The 17,334-nt window shown below is 67.2% G+C and carries 17 protein-coding genes; 12 read left to right on the forward strand and 5 right to left on the reverse strand.

Going from position 1 to position 17,334, the window contains the following annotated elements; genetic code table 11:
- Nucleotides 1–7 precede the first annotated feature (7 nt).
- Genes F9K07_RS06610 through F9K07_RS06620 form a run of 3 tightly spaced genes read right to left on the reverse strand, consistent with a single transcriptional unit; the run spans nucleotide 8 to nucleotide 3,188 of the window.
- A complete protein-coding gene (locus F9K07_RS06610) occupies nucleotides 8–793 on the reverse strand; it encodes an IclR family transcriptional regulator (RefSeq protein ID WP_159590562.1) in 786 nt (261 codons plus the stop codon).
- The gene (locus tag F9K07_RS06615) at nucleotides 790–1,905 is read right to left on the reverse strand and encodes a zinc-dependent alcohol dehydrogenase (RefSeq protein WP_159590564.1); all 1,116 of its coding nucleotides are present in this window, start codon (nucleotides 1,903–1,905) and stop codon (nucleotides 790–792) included. The genes F9K07_RS06610 and F9K07_RS06615 overlap by 4 nt, the downstream gene beginning before the upstream one ends.
- On the reverse strand, nucleotides 1,902–3,188 hold the full coding sequence (locus F9K07_RS06620; RefSeq protein WP_159590566.1) for an aromatic ring-hydroxylating dioxygenase subunit alpha: 1,287 nt from the start codon (nucleotides 3,186–3,188) through the stop codon (nucleotides 1,902–1,904). Before F9K07_RS06620 ends, F9K07_RS06615 begins: the two co-directional genes overlap by 4 nt.
- 105 nt (nucleotides 3,189–3,293) lie before the next feature.
- On the opposite strand from F9K07_RS06620, the gene F9K07_RS06625 reads away from it, so the two are divergent.
- The 5 genes from F9K07_RS06625 to F9K07_RS06645 all read left to right on the forward strand — a co-directional run bounded on the left by F9K07_RS06625 (nucleotide 3,294) and on the right by F9K07_RS06645 (nucleotide 7,969).
- The gene (locus F9K07_RS06625) at nucleotides 3,294–4,277 is read left to right on the forward strand and encodes a Bug family tripartite tricarboxylate transporter substrate binding protein (RefSeq protein WP_159590568.1); all 984 of its coding nucleotides are present in this window, start codon (nucleotides 3,294–3,296) and stop codon (nucleotides 4,275–4,277) included.
- Between the two features lie 29 nt (nucleotides 4,278–4,306).
- A complete protein-coding gene (locus F9K07_RS06630) occupies nucleotides 4,307–5,296 on the forward strand; it encodes a PhnD/SsuA/transferrin family substrate-binding protein (RefSeq protein WP_159590570.1) in 990 nt (329 codons plus the stop codon).
- A gap of 14 nt (nucleotides 5,297–5,310) precedes the next feature.
- Complete coding sequence (locus tag F9K07_RS06635) at nucleotides 5,311–6,267, forward strand: PDR/VanB family oxidoreductase (protein WP_159590572.1); 957 nt, start codon at nucleotides 5,311–5,313, stop codon at nucleotides 6,265–6,267.
- A 124-nt stretch (nucleotides 6,268–6,391) separates the two neighbouring features.
- On the forward strand, nucleotides 6,392–7,393 hold the full coding sequence (locus F9K07_RS06640; RefSeq protein ID WP_159590574.1) for an NADP-dependent oxidoreductase: 1,002 nt from the start codon (nucleotides 6,392–6,394) through the stop codon (nucleotides 7,391–7,393).
- Nucleotides 7,394–7,399: 6 nt separating this feature from the next.
- Nucleotides 7,400–7,969: a DUF2889 domain-containing protein gene (locus F9K07_RS06645; protein WP_159590576.1), complete on the forward strand. Its 570-nt coding sequence runs from the start codon at nucleotides 7,400–7,402 to the stop codon at nucleotides 7,967–7,969.
- A 156-nt stretch (nucleotides 7,970–8,125) separates the two neighbouring features.
- Here the strand turns inward: F9K07_RS06645 and F9K07_RS06650 are convergent, their stop codons facing one another.
- Nucleotides 8,126–9,127: a Bug family tripartite tricarboxylate transporter substrate binding protein gene (locus F9K07_RS06650; RefSeq protein ID WP_159590578.1), complete on the reverse strand. Its 1,002-nt coding sequence runs from the start codon at nucleotides 9,125–9,127 to the stop codon at nucleotides 8,126–8,128.
- Nucleotides 9,128–9,270: 143 nt separating this feature from the next.
- On the opposite strand from F9K07_RS06650, the gene F9K07_RS06655 reads away from it, so the two are divergent.
- Genes F9K07_RS06655 through F9K07_RS06665 form a run of 3 tightly spaced genes read left to right on the forward strand, consistent with a single transcriptional unit; the run spans nucleotide 9,271 to nucleotide 12,204 of the window.
- Nucleotides 9,271–10,035 carry a class II aldolase/adducin family protein gene (locus tag F9K07_RS06655; RefSeq protein ID WP_159590580.1) on the forward strand — a complete coding sequence of 255 codons (765 nt, stop codon included), beginning with the start codon at nucleotides 9,271–9,273 and terminating at the stop codon, nucleotides 10,033–10,035.
- An 11-nt stretch (nucleotides 10,036–10,046) separates the two neighbouring features.
- The gene (locus F9K07_RS06660) at nucleotides 10,047–11,213 is read left to right on the forward strand and encodes an acyl-CoA dehydrogenase family protein (RefSeq protein ID WP_159590582.1); all 1,167 of its coding nucleotides are present in this window, start codon (nucleotides 10,047–10,049) and stop codon (nucleotides 11,211–11,213) included.
- Between the two features lie 4 nt (nucleotides 11,214–11,217).
- Nucleotides 11,218–12,204, forward strand: coding sequence for an acyl-CoA dehydrogenase family protein (locus F9K07_RS06665; protein ID WP_159590584.1), 987 nt, complete (start codon nucleotides 11,218–11,220; stop codon nucleotides 12,202–12,204).
- An 11-nt stretch (nucleotides 12,205–12,215) separates the two neighbouring features.
- Here the strand turns inward: F9K07_RS06665 and F9K07_RS06670 are convergent, their stop codons facing one another.
- Nucleotides 12,216–13,295: an oxidoreductase gene (locus F9K07_RS06670; RefSeq protein ID WP_159590586.1), complete on the reverse strand. Its 1,080-nt coding sequence runs from the start codon at nucleotides 13,293–13,295 to the stop codon at nucleotides 12,216–12,218.
- A gap of 179 nt (nucleotides 13,296–13,474) precedes the next feature.
- On the opposite strand from F9K07_RS06670, the gene F9K07_RS06675 reads away from it, so the two are divergent.
- Genes F9K07_RS06675 through F9K07_RS06690 form a run of 4 tightly spaced genes read left to right on the forward strand, consistent with a single transcriptional unit; the run spans nucleotide 13,475 to nucleotide 17,325 of the window.
- Nucleotides 13,475–14,485, forward strand: a complete 1,011-nt coding sequence (locus tag F9K07_RS06675) for a Bug family tripartite tricarboxylate transporter substrate binding protein (protein ID WP_159590588.1) — start codon at nucleotides 13,475–13,477, stop codon at nucleotides 14,483–14,485.
- 4 nt (nucleotides 14,486–14,489) lie between these two features.
- On the forward strand, nucleotides 14,490–15,392 hold the full coding sequence (locus F9K07_RS06680) for a hypothetical protein (protein WP_159590590.1): 903 nt from the start codon (nucleotides 14,490–14,492) through the stop codon (nucleotides 15,390–15,392).
- 40 nt (nucleotides 15,393–15,432) lie between these two features.
- The gene (locus F9K07_RS06685) at nucleotides 15,433–16,317 is read left to right on the forward strand and encodes a TauD/TfdA dioxygenase family protein (protein ID WP_159590592.1); all 885 of its coding nucleotides are present in this window, start codon (nucleotides 15,433–15,435) and stop codon (nucleotides 16,315–16,317) included.
- Nucleotides 16,318–16,326: 9 nt separating this feature from the next.
- Nucleotides 16,327–17,325 carry a Bug family tripartite tricarboxylate transporter substrate binding protein gene (locus tag F9K07_RS06690; protein ID WP_159590594.1) on the forward strand — a complete coding sequence of 333 codons (999 nt, stop codon included), beginning with the start codon at nucleotides 16,327–16,329 and terminating at the stop codon, nucleotides 17,323–17,325.
- Nucleotides 17,326–17,334: the final 9 nt, after the last annotated feature.

The raw sequence follows: 17,334 nt of genomic DNA on the forward strand, positions 1-17,334 counted from the left end.
GGCGTTTTCAATCCGCGTCGTAACCCAGGCGCGACGAAATCAATTGCGCCGTTTGGGTCACCATGGGAATGATGCCGCGCAGCTTCTGTTTGGTCAGGCGCTGTGTGGGGGCCACGAGGCCCACCGCGGCCAGCACGTTGCCGTTGGCATCGAAGATGGGTGCGGCCACGCCGCGCATGCCGTCTTCGCTTTCCTCGTCGTCGATGGCATGGCCACTCTCGCGCACCTCGCTCAGCAGCCGTTGCAGCTCGGCCTTGCCAACCACGGTGTGCGCGGTACGCGGTTGCAGGTCGGCGCGCAAGGCGTTGGCGATCAGCATGGGCGGGCTGAAGGCCAGCAGCGCGCGGCCTTCGCTGGTGCAGAAGGCCGGCTTGCGCACGCCCAGGTACGAGCGGGGGCGGATGGCGTGCCGGCTCTCGATGTTGCGCAGGTACAGGATCTCGCTGCCGTGCAGCACCGCCAGGTGCACGGTCTCGCCGCTCTGCTCGCACAAGGTGTGCAACAGGGGCGCCGCTTCTTCGGCCACGTCCATGCGTCGGCGCACGAGCGTGCCCATGGAGAAGAGCAGCAGACCCAGGCGGTAGCGCCCGTCGGCTGGGTTCTGTTCGAGAAATCCCTCGGAGACCAGGGTCACCACCAGCCGGTGGATGGTGCTCTTGGCTAGGCCGAGGCGCTTGCTCAGCGCGGTGATGCCCAGTTCGGGCTCTTCGGCCGTGAAGGTTTTCAGCAGCCTCAAGGCCGCTGCCACGGATGAAAGATTGCGGCTCTCGCCGGATTTCTCGGTATTGCTCACTGATGCGGGTTGATGGTCATGTGGATGGCTCCCTCGACGCCGTCACCGACCAACGATCTCAAGGCCAGGTCCGTCTCGTCGAGAGAGAAGGTGTGCGTGCTCATCGCCGTCACATTATGGCGATTGCCCGCGATCAGCTGCAGCGCGAGCTCGACCGAGGCGTAGGAGTGTCCCCGCATGCCTTTGACCGTCAGGAAGTTGGCGATGATCCGGTCGCTGTCGAACTCGGGAATGGGACGCCGTTTCTGGCCACCCAGGATCACAGTGCCCTTCTTGCGCGCCAGTTGCATCGCGCTTGTGACCGAGCCCGGTCCACCCGAGGCGCAATCGATCACGAGGTCGGCCATGCGCCCACCGGTGATGTCGGCCACGGTCTCCAGCAGGTCGTCCTGCTCGATGTCGATGGTGTGGTGCGCGCCCAGTTCGCGCGCCAGCGCGAGGCGGCGGCGATCGGTTTCGTTCGAGAGCCCCGTGAGGATCACGCACTCCGCACCGGCCTCGCGCGCCGCGACCACGCACGCCAGTCCTTGCTGCCCGGGCCCTTGAACGACCACCGTCTGCCCCGGCCCGGCACCACCTTGCAGGTAGGCCCATTCGATGCCGTTGGAGATGGGCAGCGCCAGGGCCGCGTGTTGCGGCGACACGCCCGACGGCACGCGGTGAAACACGGTGTTGGCGTGCAGGTGCTGCACTTGCGCGTAGCCACCCCACAGGCCGGGCGCCACGTTGAGCGCGGTGGCGCCGTAGCGCATGCCGCCCAGGCGCCAGTCGGTCGCGTTGCACAGGCGAAAGTCGCCCGAGCGGCAGTACTCGCAGTGGCCGCAGGGCAGGTACTCTTCGAGCGCCACGAGGTCGCCTTCCTTCACGCCCCAGCGCTGCGCGGCCAGCGCGCCCAGCGTCTCGACATGGCCCACCGTTTCGTGGCCCAGGATCAAGGGGCCGCGCGAGCGCGGCAGGTTCTGGTAGTAGCCCCAGTCGCTGCCGCACACGCCGGTGATGGCCACGCGCAGCGTGCCCGAACTGGCATCGGTCGGCGGCACCTCGATGTGCTGGATCTCGGTGCGACCCACGGCCACGGCCACGGCGGCTCTCACGGAACGTGTTTCGCTCATACCGTGGCGTGTGGTTTGCCGGGCTCCGCGCGCAAGGCCTCGCGCGCGGCTTCCTGGAAGGCCTGGCCTTCGGGCAGCACGACGGCCGCCGAACGCACCTTCTGCATGTGCGGCTCGTTGCCGGGCGGCGCGGTGCCCGACTCGGCCAGCGCGGTGGCCGCCGCGATCAGGCGACGGCGCGCCTGCACGATGCCGCGGTCGGTACCGGTGAGGTGCTCGCGGGTGCGGTCCTGGACCGGGCCCATGCTTTCCTGCAGCGACGAGTCCTGGATGGCAATGCTTTCGACACCGCTGTAGAGCTCACCGGTGCGCTGCTTCGCGCGGTCCATCAGGTAGTCGTTGGACTTGTTGGCCAGGGGAATGTAGGTGCCGGGCACGTACTTGCAATGAATGCCGGCGCCGTTCTTCATGGCCTGCACCTCGCTGTCCTTCAGGGCGCGCGTGGGGTGGTAGTCGAAGCTCCAGGCCCAGCAGTTTTCGTCATCGATGGGCACCCAGAAATGCCCGTGCACCGGATGGTCGCCGCGCGGCGGCACCATGGTGAAGCACGGCATGATCCACGGCGTAATGCGCCAGTAGAGCGAGCCGGGCTCGGCCTTGCGGCGCACGCCGATGAAGAGTCCGCCTTCGGTATCGGTGACCTCGAACTGCGGGCGCAGGTCGTTCATGTTGTATTCGTTGCCCTTGGCGCCTTTGAACAGAGGGTCGGTGTTGAGGCCGCCGCTGTGCAGGAACGAGACGTGGCTCGAATCGATGCCGCCTTCGAGCGCCTGCAGCCAGTTGCATTCCTGAACGCGCTTGGATGTGAAGCTCTGTGCGGCCGGGACGGTCGCGAATTCCCACTCGGGTGGTGGTGGCTGCAGCTCGGGTGGCCCCATGTAGATCCAGATGACGCCGCCGCGCTCGATCAGCGGGTAGGACTTGAGCGCAATGCGCTCGCACAGGCGGCTGCCTTCGGGCTCGGACGGCACGTCCACGCAGCGGCCCGACACGTCGTACTTCCATCCGTGGTATGGGCAGCGCAGGCCGTTCTCTTCGTTGCGGCCAAACCAGAGCGAAACGCCGCGGTGGGCGCAGAACTCGTCCATCACACCCAGGCGACCCTGCGTGTCGCGGATGGCAATCAGACGCTCGCCGAGCAGCTGCACGCGCACCGGTGGGCCGTCGGGTTCGGCCAGCTCTTCCGATAGCAAGGCCGGTAGCCAGTAGCGGCGAAACATCTCGCCCATGGGGGTGCCCGCGCTGGTGCGCGTGACCAATTCGTTCTGCTCTTTCTTCAACATCGGTTTATCTCCTGTTCCATATAAAAGAACGATTTGCCTGTATGTGGAACAATGATAAAGTCATTCGAAGGTCGAAGCAAGCCCCACAATTTTTTGGAGACAAGGATGATTTGCAAACTCTCTTCTTCGCTTTTGTTCTGTGCCGTTGCCATGGGCGCCGGTGCTGTTGGCGCGCAATCCAACGACGTGGCCAACTGGCCCAACAAGCCGGTGCGCATCGTCGTGCCGTATGCGGCGGGCGGCTCGTCCGACACGCTGGGCCGGGCCATTGGCCTGCACCTGCAGACGGCCTTCAAGCAGCCGTTCGTGATCGACAACCGGCCGGGCGGTGGGGGCACGATCGGATCAAGCCAGGTGGCCAAGACGCCACCCGATGGCTACACGCTGGTGGTCTCGGGCATCGGTTCGCACGTCATCGCACCGGTAGAGGTCAAGACCCTCCAGCCGATGACGGACTTCACGCACGTCGCCATGCTGGGCGGCCCCGCCACCGTGCTGGTGGTGCACCCTTCGATGCAGGTCAACACCCTCAAGGAGTTCGTGGCACTGGTGCAGCAGCAACCCGATGGGCTCACCTGGGGATCGCCAGGGCAGGGCACGCACGGCGAACTCATTGGCCAGCTTTTTGCGCAGAGAGCGAAGTACAAGCAGACGCACATCGGCTACAAGGGCGCGGCACCGGCCGTGGCCGATCTGGCGGGCGGCCAGATTCCCGCGGCATTCATCACCTACACCTCGGCCAGCTCCTTCATCCGCTCGGGCAAGATCAAGGCACTGGCCATCACCTCGCCCAAGCGCTCGGACGATATTCCCCAGGTGCCCACGTTTGCCGAACTGGGCTACCCCGAACTGACCGCGACGACCTGGTTCTCGCTGTCCGGCCCGCCCAGCATGCCGCCCGCCCTGGTGGAGAAGATCAACGCGGAAGTTCGCCGTGGCATGAAAAGCGAGCCGGTGCGCAAGCTGATGGCCCAGGAAGGCATCGAGTCGCAGGACTGGGATGCGCCCACGTTCACGCGTTATGTGCAAAGCGAAATAGACCGCTGGACGCCGCTCGTGAAGTCGCTCGGTTCGACCCGCAAGCCCTGATCGCGCACACAAACCCCCACCGATTACGCATGAACAAGCTTCGACTTTCCGTCGCCATGGGCGACTACGACCGCACACGCCCGCTCTTTGATGGGCGCGTCCAGATCGATGGGGTGGACCCCGTCTACATGCTGCTCAACCCGGAAGAGATGTTCTTCCGGGCCATGCGCAGCCAGGACTTCGACATCACGGAGCTCTCGTTTTCGAGTTACCTCGTGAAGCACTCGCGCGGTGAGTGCCCCTATATCGCGGTGCCGGTGTTCGTGTCGCGAGCCTTTCGCCACACGTCGATCTATGTGCGCAAGGACCGCATCCAGCGGCCCGAGGATCTGAAGGGCAAGCGCATCGGACTGCCCGAGTACCAGTTGACGGCCAACGTGTGGGCGCGCGCGATTCTGGAGGACGACCATGGCGTGCATCCATGCGACGTGACCTGGGTGCGCGGCGGCATCGACACGCCCTCGCGGCCCGAGAAAATTGCCTTGCAGCTGCCGCCCGACATCCGGGTGGAAAGCGCACCCGAAGGCCAGACCATCTCGGCCTTGCTCGACCGTGGCGAAATCGATGGCTTCATCGGGCCGCGTCCGCCCAACGCCGTTGCCTTGCGCAACCCGAACATCGGCTGGTTGTTCGATGATCCCACCGCCACCGCCAAGGCTTATTACCAGCGCACGGGGGTGTTTCCGATCATGCACGTGGTGGGCATTCGAAAGACACTGGCCGAGCAGCACCCCTGGTTGCCCATGGCCGTCTTCAAGGCCTTCTCGCAAGCCAAGAGCGCCGCGCTGGAGCTGCTGGGCGACACCTCCGCTACCAAGGTCACGCTGCCTTTCGTCGAAGAACAGCTCAAGGCCGCCAAGTCGGTGATGGGCGAAGACTACTGGCCTTACGGCGTGGCCGCGTCGCGCAGGACGCTGGAGACCTTCGTGCGCCACCACCATTCGCAAGGCCTGTCGGCGCGGCAGATGGAAGTGGCCGACCTGTTCCATCCATCGACCTACGAAACCTACAGCATCTGAGGAGCGGCCACCGCATGACGAATGCCAGCCTGAGCGTGCGGGTCGCCCGCAAGTCCATCGAAGCCCTGGACATCTGCGCCCTTGAACTGGTGGATGCACAAGGCGACGCGCTGCCTGCATTCTCGGCCGGCAGCCATGTCGACGTCCATCTGCCCAACGGGCTCGTGCGGCAGTACTCGCTGTGCAACGACCCGACCGAAAGCCACCGCTACCTCATTGCGGTGCTCAAGGACCCGGGCTCTCGCGGAGGCTCGCGCGCGGTGCACGAGCAGATCCGCGTGGGGGAGACGTTGTCGATCAGCCGGCCGCGCAACCACTTCGAGTTGCAGCCGAACGCCAAGAAGTCGCTGTTGCTGGCCGGCGGCATTGGCATCACGCCCTTGCTCTGCATGGCCGAACGCCTGGCGACGATGCAGGCCGACTTCGAACTGCACTACTGCACCCGTTCGCGCGAGCGCACCGCTTTTCGCGAACGCATTCTTCAGGCGGGCTTCGCATCGCAGGTGCAGTTTCACCACGACGACGAACAGGGTGCAAACCTGGAAGCGCTGCTGGCGCAACCGACGCCCGGTGTGCATCTCTACGTCTGCGGCCCCAAAGGCTTCATGGACGCGGTGATCGGCACCGCGAAGCGCCTGGGCTGGGCCGATGACCAGGTGCACCACGAGTACTTTGCGTCCACGGTGGTGGCGTCCGAGGGCGATGGCGCGTTCGAGATCCAGTTGGCGAGTTCGGGCCGTGTCATCTCCGTTGCGCCGTCCCGTACGGCGGCGCAGGCACTGGCGGATGCCGGGGTGGTAGTGGCCACCTCCTGCGAGCAAGGCGTGTGCGGTACCTGCCTCACGCGCGTGCTCGACGGCCAACCCGAGCACCGGGACATGTACCTCTCGCCTGGCGAGCAGGCGCAGAACAACTGTTTTCTGCCTTGTTGCTCGCGCTCGCTGTCGCCCAGGCTGGTACTGGATCTGTAGTACCTGCTCGCGCACCTCGGTTGAGGCTCAGCGTAGGGCGCGCAGCGCGAGGTGCGCAAGGCGGCGGCTCAATTCATCACGGACGTGTTGATGCCTGGACCTGCGAGACGCCTACCATCGGCACATGAACGCCAACCTTCAGGTGCGCATTCGCCACCTTCCGCGCGACACGGTCGAAGCCGGGCACTTCGAATTGCACGAAGCGCTAGTGCCCCTGCCCGCGGCCGGCCAGGTCCTGGTGCAGCAGCACTTTCTCTCGCTCGATCCTTACATGCGAAAACGCCTGGCGGACGCCTGCGCGGGCCGTGATCCACTGGCGCCAGGCGACGTCATGATGGGGCGCACGGTGGGCCGCGTGGTCGAGTCGCGGGACCCTGCATTTCGTGCGGGCGACACCGTGTTGGGGTGGGGCGGTTGGCAGCGCTACGCTGCCGAGCCCGCACAGAGCTTGCAGAAGGTCGAGCCCGTAGAAGGCGGTTCGCTCTCGGTGCACCTGGGCGCGCTCGGGCGGCCCGGCATCACGGCGTGGCTGGGCGTGGTCTCGGTGGCGCAGTTGCGCGCGGGCGAATGCCTGGTGGTCTCGTCGGCGGCCGGCGCGGTGGGCAGCCTGGCCGTGCAGATGGCGCGCCACATCGGCGCGCGCGTCGTGGGCATCGCGGGCGGGCGCGCGAAGTGCGACGCGGTGGTCGGGCAACTCGGTGCGCAGGCGTGTGTGGATTACAAGGCGCCCGATTTCGCGCAACAGCTGGCGCACGCCACGCCCGATGGCGTGGACGTGGTGTTCGAGAACGTCGGTGCCGGTGTTCTCGATGCCACCTTGAACCGCATGAACGAAAACGGCCGCGTTGCCGTGTGCGGGCTGATGGGGCATTACCACTCCGGCGACCCCTACGGATTCCAGAATTTCGCGCGCGTCCTGGACCGGGCGCTGAAGGTGACCGGCTTTCGCATCGACGCCAACGCGCCCTTGCACGCCCAGGCCCTGGGCGATCTGCGCGCCTGGTTCGGCGCGGGCGTGCTGCGGTCGTGGGAGACGGTTGCGCAAGGGTTGGAGCAGGCGCCCGATGCCTTCGTTTCCATGCTGCAAGGCCGGGGTCAGGGCAAGACCCTGGTGCAAATCATCTGACCCACCATGCCCCTGAGTCCACCCCAAACCCGCTCCCCGATCACTGCGCGCCACATCGTGTGCGAGGGTTTCCGCCGCGACGATGGCCTGTGGGAGGTGGAGGCGCGTCTGGCCGACACCCGCAGCTACGAGGCACCCACGCTGTGGCGGCCGAACCTGCCGGCCGGCGAACCCTTCCACGAGATGGCGTTGCGCCTCGCGTTCGACGACCTGCGCGAGATCCACGAAATCGAAGTGGCCATCGACAGCCATCCCTTTCCCGAGTGCCCGTCGGCCATACCCAACTTCCAGCGCCTCATCGGCCTGCGCATGGGGGCTGGATTCAACAAGGCCGTGCAGGCGCGGGTGGGTGGTGAGGAGGGCTGCACCCATGTGCTGACCCTGATCACCAACATGGCCACCGTGGCGGTGCAGACGCTGGGCAGCCAGATCCGTTGGAACGACCGGGCCAGCGCCGAGCGCGTGTATGGGCTGGACGCGGACGGCAAGCCTCCAGTGGTCGGGGCTTGCAGAGGTTATGGCCGCAGCGGCGAGATGGTGCGCCGCATCTACCCCGACTTCTACATACCTAAGTGAAGAACACCCCCCTGCGCCGCTGACGCGGCTTCCCCCCTCTCTGGCGCGCCTTCGGCGCTTGGAGGGGGGGCGGCATCTCGGGCCGGCGGAGCCGGACCCTTGATGCCTCTGGTCTGAGGCACGCTCGCCGGAGAGAGGGCTGCTGCTGTTTCCCCTTCAGTCCTCCAGTTTGATGTTGGCGGTCTTGATGATGCCCTGCCATTGGCGGATGTAACGGCGCACGATGCCGTCGAGCTCGGCCTGCGTGCTGGGCGCGGCTTCCATGCCAGAGCCTCGCAGCTTGGCGATCACATCGGGTTGCTTCAGCGCGCGGTTGATGTGTTCGTTGAGCTTGGCCGCGATGGGCTGGGGAACGCCCGCCGGCGCGAAGAACGAGAACCAGGTGGTCACGTCGAAGTCCTTCATGCCGAGCTCGATCATGGTCGGCACGTCCGGCAGCGCCGCGGCGCGTTTGGCGCTCGTCACCGCCAGGGCGCGCAGCTTGCCGGCTTTCACGTGGGGCAGCGGGCCGGCAATGCCACTCATCGAGAGCTGGATCGTGTTGCCGAGCAGGTCGTTGGTCAGTTGCGCGGTGCCACGGTAGGGAATGTGGACGATGTGCAGGCCTTGCTCGTGCTTGAACATTTCCATCGTCAGGTGCGTCAGCGAAGCCTGGCCATCCGATCCGTAGCTCAGGCGCGCCGGATGCGTCTTCACGTATTGCAGGAAGCCCTTCATGTCGTTCCCGGGCACCGACGGGTGGGCCACGAGCAGCAGCGGAATGTCGACCGCCTTGGACAAGGGGATGAGGTCCTTCAGGGGATCGAAGGGCACGTCCTTGCGCACGAACGGCGTCAGCGTGACCAGTCCGTTGCCGATCAGGCCGATGGTGTAGCCGTCGCCGCGCGATTGCGCCAGCGCGGTCGTGCCGAGCATGCCGGCCGCGCCGCCGCGGTTGTCCACCACCACGGGTTGCCCCAGGCTCTTCGTCATTTCTTCCGCGATCAGACGTGCCGCAAAGTCGGTGGGACCGCCGGCGGGAAACGGGATGATCATCTTGATCGGTTGTGTGGGAAAGCTGGCGGCCGATTGCGCCTGCGCCCAGGGTGTCAGTGCCAGGCCCATCGCGGCAAACGCGATCCGGCCGAAGGTGCGGCGAAGCATGCGGGAAGATTTCATGGTGTGTCTCCTGGAAGTCGGAATGCGCCGCCATGCTATGTCCGTATCGCCTGTGAGATGCGCGTGCGATCCAAAGCATCACACATGTGCGATTGCGCGCCGCGGCGCATGCGCAGGCGGGATTGGCCGTACGCTTTCGGCCCATGAAACCCATGGACGTCTCCGACGCCGAGTGGCAGGCCCGGCTCGATCTGGCGGCCTGTTACCGGCTCATCGCGCACTACCGGATGACCGATCTCATCTACACCCACGTGTCCGCGCGGATACCGGGCGAAGGCGACGCGATCCTCATCAACCCTTATGGCCTGATGTTCCACGAGATCCGCGCGAGCGATCTCGTGCGCGTGGACCTGCACGGCGAGCCGGTGCGCCAAACGCATGCTCCGATCAACCGCGCCGGCTTCTTCATCCACAGCGCCGTGCACGAAGCCCGGCCCGACATCGCCTGCGTGATCCACACGCACACCACGGCGGGCATGTCCGTGGCGGCGCAAGAGCCTGGCCTCTTGATGCTGAGCCAGCATGCCGCTCGCTTCCATGGCCGGCTGTCGTACCACGACTACCTGGGGGTGGCCGACGACGACGCAGAACGCCGCCGCCTTGCGCACGATCTGGGCGGCAACCTGGTGATGCTGCTGCGCAACCACGGCATCCTGGCCTGCGGGCGCAGCACGCCCGAGGCCTTCATCGAAATGAACTACCTGGAGCGGGCCTGCCAGGCGCAGGTGGCGGCGCAGGCCGGTGGTGTTCCGTTGCGGGTTCTGCCCGACGCGGTGGCGGCCCAGACGGCCGCTCAGTTCGCGCTGGCCCGCGACCGGCGCAAGACCGCCGACGGCAAGACCTTCACGCTCGAATGGGCGGCGCTGACCCGGATGCTCGATCTCACCGACCGCTCCTGGCGCGAATGAATTTTTCCAACATGTCTTCCCCTACTTCACTTCATCTGGAATTGCCCGCGCTGCCGGGCGAACTGCAAGGCCTGCGGCAGGAAGTGCGGCGCTTCGTCGCGGCCGAACGCGCCAGCGGCCTGCTGCCGTACCCCGACAAGATCGGCCTGGGCTTTGCGCCCGACGTCAGCCGGCGCATCGCCGCACAAGGCTGGATCGGCATGACGTGGCCGAAGCGGTACGGTGGCCACGAACGCAGCGCGCTCGAGCGCTACGTGGTCACGGAAGAACTTCTGGCCGCCGGTGTGCCTGTGGGCGCGCACTGGATCTCCGACCGCCAGAGCGGACCGGTGCTGTTGAAGTTCGGCACCGAGGCGCAGAAGCAGGAATGGTTGCCGAAGATCGTGCGGGCGGAGGTGGCGTTCTGCATCGGCATGAGCGAACCCGATTCGGGCTCCGACCTGGCGTCCCTGCGCACCAGCGGCACGCGCGAAGAGGGCGGCTGGCGCGTCAACGGCACCAAGCTGTGGACCACCAACGCCCACCGCGTGCATTGCATGATCGCGCTCATCCGCACCGCGAAGGCCGATGAGAAGAACCGCCAGGCCGGTCTTACGCAGGTGCTCATTCCGCTGGACAGTCCGGGCGTGACCGTGCGCCCGATCAAGAGCATGGTCGGCGTGGAGGACTTCAACGAAGTCAACTTCGACCACGTGTTCGTGCCCGACAGCCATGTGGTGGGCGAACCCGGCAACGGCTGGAACCAGGTCAGCGCCGAACTGGCCTACGAGCGCAGCGGTCCCGAGCGCTGGCTCAGCACCTTCCGCCTGTTGGCCGAGCTGGTGCAGGCCCTGGGCCCGAAGCCGTCCGACGCCGCGCGGGTCGAGGTCGGCCGCCTGTTGGGGCAGCTGATGGCCGTGCGCCAGATTTCGCTGTCGATCGCCAGCATGCTGGAACGTGGCAAGACGCCGACGCTGGAGGCGTCGATCGCCAAGGACCTGGGCACACGGCTCGAACAGGAGATGGTGCGCGCGGTGCGCAACCTGGTGCAGCAGGAGGACCTGTGGTTGCGTGGTGAGCATGCCCACTTGCGCTCGCTGCTGGCCAGCGCGCAGCGCTATGCCCCCGCGTTCACCATCCGGGGAGGCACCGGGGAAATTCTGCGCGGCGTGATCGCGCGTGGCTTGGGTCTGAGGTAACGCCATGGAGATGAGCAAGGAGATTCACGAGACCGCCAGCCGCCTGTTTGGCGACGTCGTCACACCCCACACACAGGAACGCTCGGAAGCGGGTGTGCTCGATGCGGCCACCTGGGAGGGCATGAACGGCATGGGCTTGGGCCTGGTCATGGTCCCGGAGGCGCATGGCGGCATCGGCGGTGGCTTGCCAGAAGCCGCCGCCATTCTGCGCGCGGCCGGCGAGCACGCCGTGCCGGGCCCGGTGCTCGAATGGGTGCTGGGCAATGCGCTGCTGTCGCAAGTGGGCGAAGCGCCGAGCGAAGCACCTTTGGCATTGGCCTTCACCGCACCGGCGCAGGCCATGCTGCGCGACGTGCCCTGGCTGCGCCAGACGCCACGCTGCGTGGTGGTGGGGGACGCGGGGCTGGCCTGGTGCGATGTGCGCGGACTGGTGATCGAAGACGAAGGCCCGGACGCGTCCGGTGAGCCGCTGGCCCGTGCGACTTTGCCCGCCGACCTCGAATGGCATGCGCCGGGCGGCTGGAGCCGCGACGCCTGCCTGCGCCGCGCGGCCTTGCTGCGCGGTGCGCAGATGCTGGGCGCGATGCAATGGTGCCTGGCGCGCACTGTGGCCTACACGCAGGAGCGCAAGCAGTTCGGCCGGGAGATCGGCAAGTTCCAGGTGGTGCAGCAGACCATGGCCGAGATGGCCTCTGCGGTGGTCGCCGCCCAGATCATGCTCGATGCGGCCATCGCCGATCCGGACAACGTGGCCATGGTGGCCGCCGCGCGCTCGCGCCTGGGCGATGCGGCCGACACCGTGTTCGCGCATGCGCACCAGGTGCATGGCGCCATCGGTTTCAGTTACGAGTACGTGCTGCATTTCCGCACGCGCCGCCTGATGGCCTGGCGCGACCAGTTCGGCACGGTGGCGCAGTGGCGTCGGCACCTGTCGGGCTGCTTCGAAGGCGTTGCCGCCGATGGCGTGTGGCCGGTGATCGCCGGGGTTTGAGGTCCCCGTTCTCAACCGCCCACCGCTCGGGCGTACGGCTTGGGCCAGGGCGCAGGCGCGCCCAGCGCCTGGGCCGCGTGCAAGGGCCAGTTCGGATTTCTGAGCATGGCGCGGGCCAGGAACACCAGGTCGGCACCGGCGCTCGCGATGAGTGCTTCGGCCTGTGACGGCTCGGTGATCGCGCCGACCGCGCCGCTGCGCACGTTCGCCTCGGCACGCATGCGTGCCGCGTAAGGGGGTTGGGCACCCGGGCCTCCCGGCGGCGCCGATCCCGGCGCGATGGCGCCGCTGGAGCACACGACGAGGTCGACGCCGTCTTCCTTCAACAGGCGGCCCAGGCGCAAGGCCTGCGTGGGCTCCCAGCCGCCCTCCAGCCAATCGCTCACCGACAGGCGCGCCGCGAGCGCCAGGGTGTCGGGCAGAACCGCGCGCACCGCGCGCGCCACTTCGCGTGCAAACCGCACGCGGTGTTCGAAGCAGCCGCCCCAGGCGTCGTCGCGCTGGTTGGTCAACGGTGACAGGAACTGGTGGGCCAGGTAACCATGCCCCAGGTGCAGCTCGACGTAGCGAAAGCCGGCGGCCACCGCGTGCCGCGCCGCGTGCGCGAATTGCGCGATCGCGCGGGCGATGTCGGCCTCCTGCATCTGCCGGGGCGGTGCGCTGTGCGGCCCGAAGGCCAGCGGCGAAGGCGCTTGCACTGTCCAACCGCCCTCGCCGGGCGGCACCCAGCGCCGGCCCACCCACGGCACCTGGGTGCTGCCCTTGCGCCCCGCGTGTGCCAGTTGCACACCCGCGACCGCACCCTGGGCTTCGATGAAGGCAGCCACCGGCTCCAGCGCGCGTGCGTGGGCGTGCGACCACAGGCCCAGATCGGCCGCTGAAATGCGGGCCTCGGGCGCGACCGCGGTGGCCTCGGCGACCACCAGCGCGGCGCCGCCGGCCGCGCGCGCGCCCAGGTGCACGAGATGCCAGGGGGTCGCCAGCCCGTCGGGTTCGCAGGCGTACATGCACATCGGCGAGACGCCAATGCGGTTGCGCAGCCGCACGCTGCGCAGTTCCAACGGTGAGAAAAGGGCTGGGTTTTCAGGCATGGCCACACCCTATCGCCGCCCCTGGAGCGCCACAAGCGCCACGCGAAATCAACACATGCTTGCGATTGCGTTTCCGGGTGCCCTCAAACGCGGGGTGCGCGCCTACACTGCGCCGAAATCGCACCATGGGCCCGCATGCCAGCCCATGCCCTCTTGACGACAGAACGACCGGAGACCTCATGCAAGCATCGACCCCCTGGCGCATCCGCCACCTTGGCCTGGCACTCGCGTTGGCGCTCTCGCTGGCGCCCGCCCTGGCGCAGCAGACCAGCAGCCCGTTCAACGCGCCGGTGCGCTTCATCGTGCCGTATCCGCCGGGCGGCCCCACCGATCTCACCGCGAGAACCTTCGCGGACAAGATCGCCCGCACCATCGGCCAGCCGGTGGTGATCGAGAACAAGCCCGGCGCGCAAGGTGTCCCGGCCGTGCGGCAGCTGCTGCAGATGCCGGCCGATTGCCACGCGATGTACTTCGGCACCCTGTCGACGCAGGTGGTGTCCCACGTGATCAATGAATTCCGCAAACAGCCCGCACCGTACGACGCGCGCAAGGACCTGGTGCCCGTGAGCGTGCTGGGCGGCTCGCCCTTGGCGATCGTGGCCAGCAAGAAGTCGGGCATCACCACGTACAAGCAACTGGTCGATGCGCTCAAGGCACAGCCCGGCAAGCTGAACTACGGCTCCGACGGCGTCGCCAGCCTGACCCACCTCGGCGGTGAAATGCTCAACCAGGCCGCGGGCACGCAGAGCCTGCACATTCCGTACAAGGGAACGGCCGAGTTCAGCCAGGCCCTGCTCGCGGGCGACATCCAGTTCGCGGTCAGCGGCATCGTGGCCGCGGTCAACCTGTCCAAGCAGGACCGCATCAACGTGCTGGCCATTGCCGGACCCAAGCGCAGCGACCAGCTGCCCAACGTGCCGACCACCGCCGAGCTGGGCGTGCCCGGGGTCGACCTCACCTCCTGGTTCGCGGTGTTCATGCGCGAGGGCACGCCCAAGGCCTGCGTGGACGCGATGTCGCAAGCCATCGTCAAGGCCTCGCAAGATCCCGACGTGGTGCAGCGCATGACCGCCGTGGGCATCGAGCTCGGCATGTCCAACACGCCCGAGCAGTTCGCCCGGCAGATGGAGGGCGATTTCCGCAAGTGGCACAAGGTGGTGGAGCAGGCCGGCATCCAATTTGAAAAGTGAAACCATGACCACGACCACCATGTCCCCTGCGGACAGCGACGACGCCATCTACTACGTACCCGACGGCGCGTTCGACCGCGGCTTGGCCGATGTGCCGCCCCATCTCTTCGTCGAGGAGCAGCGCCGCGCCGTCGACCCGGCGTGCCCGAGCGGCCTGATCGACCTGGACCTCAGCGCCCCACTGGGCCTGGACTTCCCCGCCACCACACCCGCCATGCTCGCGCGTTATGTGGTGGTGCGCGCGGGCGAAAGCGTGAGCCATGTCTTCCAGGCCACGGGTGAAGTGTTCTACGTGGCGCGCGGTCGCGGCGTCACGAGCGCGGGCGACACGCGCTTTGCCTGGCAGGCCGGTGACATGTTCGTGCTGCCCGGCGCGAGCCAGACGCGGCACGAGGCCGCGGAACACGCGCTGCTGGTGTGCTTCACCAACGAACCCGAGCTGTCCTATGCGGGCGCGCGCGCGCCCGAGCCGCAGCACAACCGTGTGGTCGCGCCGGCCTTCTTCAGCGGCGCCATCGTCGACGAGAAGCTGGGGCTGGTGCACCAGCGCACGGGACCTCAGGCGACGGCGGGCAAGTCGGTGATCTTCTCCACCACGCCGTTGGCGCGCATGCGCACCATCCTGCCGTCGCTCACGGCGGCCGTGAACACGCTGGAGATCGGTGGAGACCAACGGCCGCACCGCCACAACGCGGCCGCGTTGACCCTGGCCATCGAGAGCGAAGGCATCCATTCGCTGATCGATGGGCAGCGGCTCGACTGGATTCCGTTCGGGCTCATGGTCACGCCGCCCCAGGCGGTCCATTCGCACCACAACCGAGGGCCCCGGATGATGAAGTCCTTCGTGGTGCAGGACGGCGCGCTCTACTACCAATTGCGAAACCCCGGGTTCAGCTGGACGGCCTGACGCTGCGACCTTTCCATTCAGAACACCAGGAGACATCCCCATGCCGTTCCAACTCAAGCAGTTGCACAAGACATTCTTTGGCGAAATCACCGGGCTCGACCTGGGCCAGCCGCTGGACGAGGCCACCGTGGCCGCCGTCACCGCGGCGATCGACCGGCATGGTGTGCTGGTGTTTCGCGACCAGAACATCGGCGACGGCGACCAGCTGCGCTTCTCCAACTACTTCGGACAGACGCAACGCTCCATCACCGTGCACCGCGAAGAGCAGGCGCGCCGACTCGGACAGGAAGAGCTGAGCGACATCTCCAACCTGGACGAGCACGGCTTTCGCATGGACCGCACCAACCCGCGCCGGCTCTATCAGCTGACCACCATGCTGTGGCACACCGACAGCTCGTTCCGCAACCCGGTGGGCAAGTACACCTTCCTGTGCGCCAAGCGCTTGCCAGCCGAAGGCGGCAACACCGAGTTCGCCGACATGTGCGCCGCGTGGGACGCGCTGCCCGCGGAGCGCCAACGCACCTTGCGGGACTTGCAGGTCCGCCATTCCCTGGCGTATTCGCGCGGCCTGGTCGAGGGTTCGCCACCGCTGGACGAAACCGAGCGGCGCAACCTGCCGCCCAGCGTGCATCCCCTGGTGCGGGTGCATCCAGGATCGAAGCGGCCTGCCCTGTACCTCGCCTCGCACGCCGAGTCGGTGGAAGGTTTGTCCTACGAAGAAGGCCGCAAACTGATCGACGAGTTGATGGCGCACGCGACACGCCCCGAGTTCGTGCACGCACATGTCTGGCGTGCGGGCGATCTGGTGATGTGGGACAACCGCAGCACCATGCACCGCGCCATGCCGTTCGATGAAGACCGCTACGTGCGCGAACTGCGCCGCACCACCGTGGCCGAATCGGCCGATGTCTTGCAAGCCGCTTAAGGAGACACCATGCAAAGACGCATCGCACATTTCCTGGCCGCGCTGGCGCTGCTGGCCCTGCCGCTGTGGGCCGGCGCCCAGGCGACGCCCGCGGCCTGGCCCAGCAAGCCGATCCACCTGCTCGTGCCCTTCCCCCCGGGCGGGCCGACCGACATCACCGCGCGCCTGTACGCCGAAAAGCTCACCGAGCGCCTGGGACAACCGGTGATCGTGGAGAACAAACCCGGACCGAATGGCATCGTGGTCTACAACGCCATGCAGGGCGCGCAAGCCGACGGCCACACCCTGGCCTTCGTGACCATCGGCGGCCAGGTGCTGCAACCGGCGATCCAGCGCTACATGAAAAAGCCGGTCGAGCCCGACGTCAATCGGCTGCTGAAACCCGTGGGCCTGTTGGCCGAGACACCGCTGGTGCTGGTGGTCAATCCCAAGGTGCCGGTGGACAACGTGAAGGACCTGTTGGCCTGGCTGCGTGCCAACAGCGCAACGCTCAACTACGCCTCCGACGGTGTGGGTTCCACCACCCACCTGGCGATGGAGATGTTCAACGACGCGCTGGGCATCAAGGCGGTGCACGTGCCGTTCAAGGGCACCGTGGCGTCCATGAACGCGGTCATGCGCGGCGACGCCCAATACGCCTTCGCCGGCATCCTCACGCCGCTGCAGTTGCACAAGGCCGGCCGGCTCAAGATATTGGCCGTGAGCGGCGGCCAGCCCGTGGCCTCGGTGCCGGAGGCGCCGGTGCTCGCCAGCGCGGCGGGCATTGCGGGCTTCGACGTGTCCTCGTGGTTCGCCATGTTCGCGCCGGCCGACGTGCCCGCCGACCGCGTGGCGAAGTTGAACGCCGAACTGCAAGCCATCGCCCGGCAGCCCGACGTGGCGGCCCGCTTCGAAAGCCTGGGCCTGCAGACCAACCCCATGACGGCCTCGGCGCTGGCCGAGCGTGTGAAGAAGGAGCAGCGCACGTGGGAAGCCGTCATGGAACGCGCTCGGCCCGCGGTGGAGTAAAGGAAGAGC

Source organism: Hydrogenophaga sp. BPS33 (assembly GCF_009859475.1).
GTDB lineage: Bacteria > Pseudomonadota > Gammaproteobacteria > Burkholderiales > Burkholderiaceae_C > Hydrogenophaga.

Excerpts from the sequence above, each read along its gene's own strand:
- F9K07_RS06615 (WP_159590564.1), bottom strand. The coding sequence starts at position 1,905 with ATGAGCGAAACACGTTCCGTGAGAGCCGCCGTGGCCGTGGCCGTGGGT.
- F9K07_RS06620 (WP_159590566.1), bottom strand. The coding sequence starts at position 3,188 with ATGTTGAAGAAAGAGCAGAACGAATTGGTCACGCGCACCAGCGCGGGC.
- F9K07_RS06625 (WP_159590568.1), top strand. The coding sequence starts at position 3,294 with ATGATTTGCAAACTCTCTTCTTCGCTTTTGTTCTGTGCCGTTGCCATG.
- F9K07_RS06630 (WP_159590570.1), top strand. The coding sequence starts at position 4,307 with ATGAACAAGCTTCGACTTTCCGTCGCCATGGGCGACTACGACCGCACA.
- F9K07_RS06635 (WP_159590572.1), top strand. The coding sequence starts at position 5,311 with ATGACGAATGCCAGCCTGAGCGTGCGGGTCGCCCGCAAGTCCATCGAA.
- F9K07_RS06640 (WP_159590574.1), top strand. The coding sequence starts at position 6,392 with ATGAACGCCAACCTTCAGGTGCGCATTCGCCACCTTCCGCGCGACACG.
- F9K07_RS06645 (WP_159590576.1), top strand. The coding sequence starts at position 7,400 with ATGCCCCTGAGTCCACCCCAAACCCGCTCCCCGATCACTGCGCGCCAC.
- F9K07_RS06650 (WP_159590578.1), bottom strand. The coding sequence starts at position 9,127 with ATGAAATCTTCCCGCATGCTTCGCCGCACCTTCGGCCGGATCGCGTTT.
- F9K07_RS06655 (WP_159590580.1), top strand. The coding sequence starts at position 9,271 with ATGAAACCCATGGACGTCTCCGACGCCGAGTGGCAGGCCCGGCTCGAT.
- F9K07_RS06660 (WP_159590582.1), top strand. The coding sequence starts at position 10,047 with ATGTCTTCCCCTACTTCACTTCATCTGGAATTGCCCGCGCTGCCGGGC.
- F9K07_RS06665 (WP_159590584.1), top strand. The coding sequence starts at position 11,218 with ATGGAGATGAGCAAGGAGATTCACGAGACCGCCAGCCGCCTGTTTGGC.
- F9K07_RS06670 (WP_159590586.1), bottom strand. The coding sequence starts at position 13,295 with ATGCCTGAAAACCCAGCCCTTTTCTCACCGTTGGAACTGCGCAGCGTG.
- F9K07_RS06675 (WP_159590588.1), top strand. The coding sequence starts at position 13,475 with ATGCAAGCATCGACCCCCTGGCGCATCCGCCACCTTGGCCTGGCACTC.
- F9K07_RS06680 (WP_159590590.1), top strand. The coding sequence starts at position 14,490 with ATGACCACGACCACCATGTCCCCTGCGGACAGCGACGACGCCATCTAC.
- F9K07_RS06685 (WP_159590592.1), top strand. The coding sequence starts at position 15,433 with ATGCCGTTCCAACTCAAGCAGTTGCACAAGACATTCTTTGGCGAAATC.
- F9K07_RS06690 (WP_159590594.1), top strand. The coding sequence starts at position 16,327 with ATGCAAAGACGCATCGCACATTTCCTGGCCGCGCTGGCGCTGCTGGCC.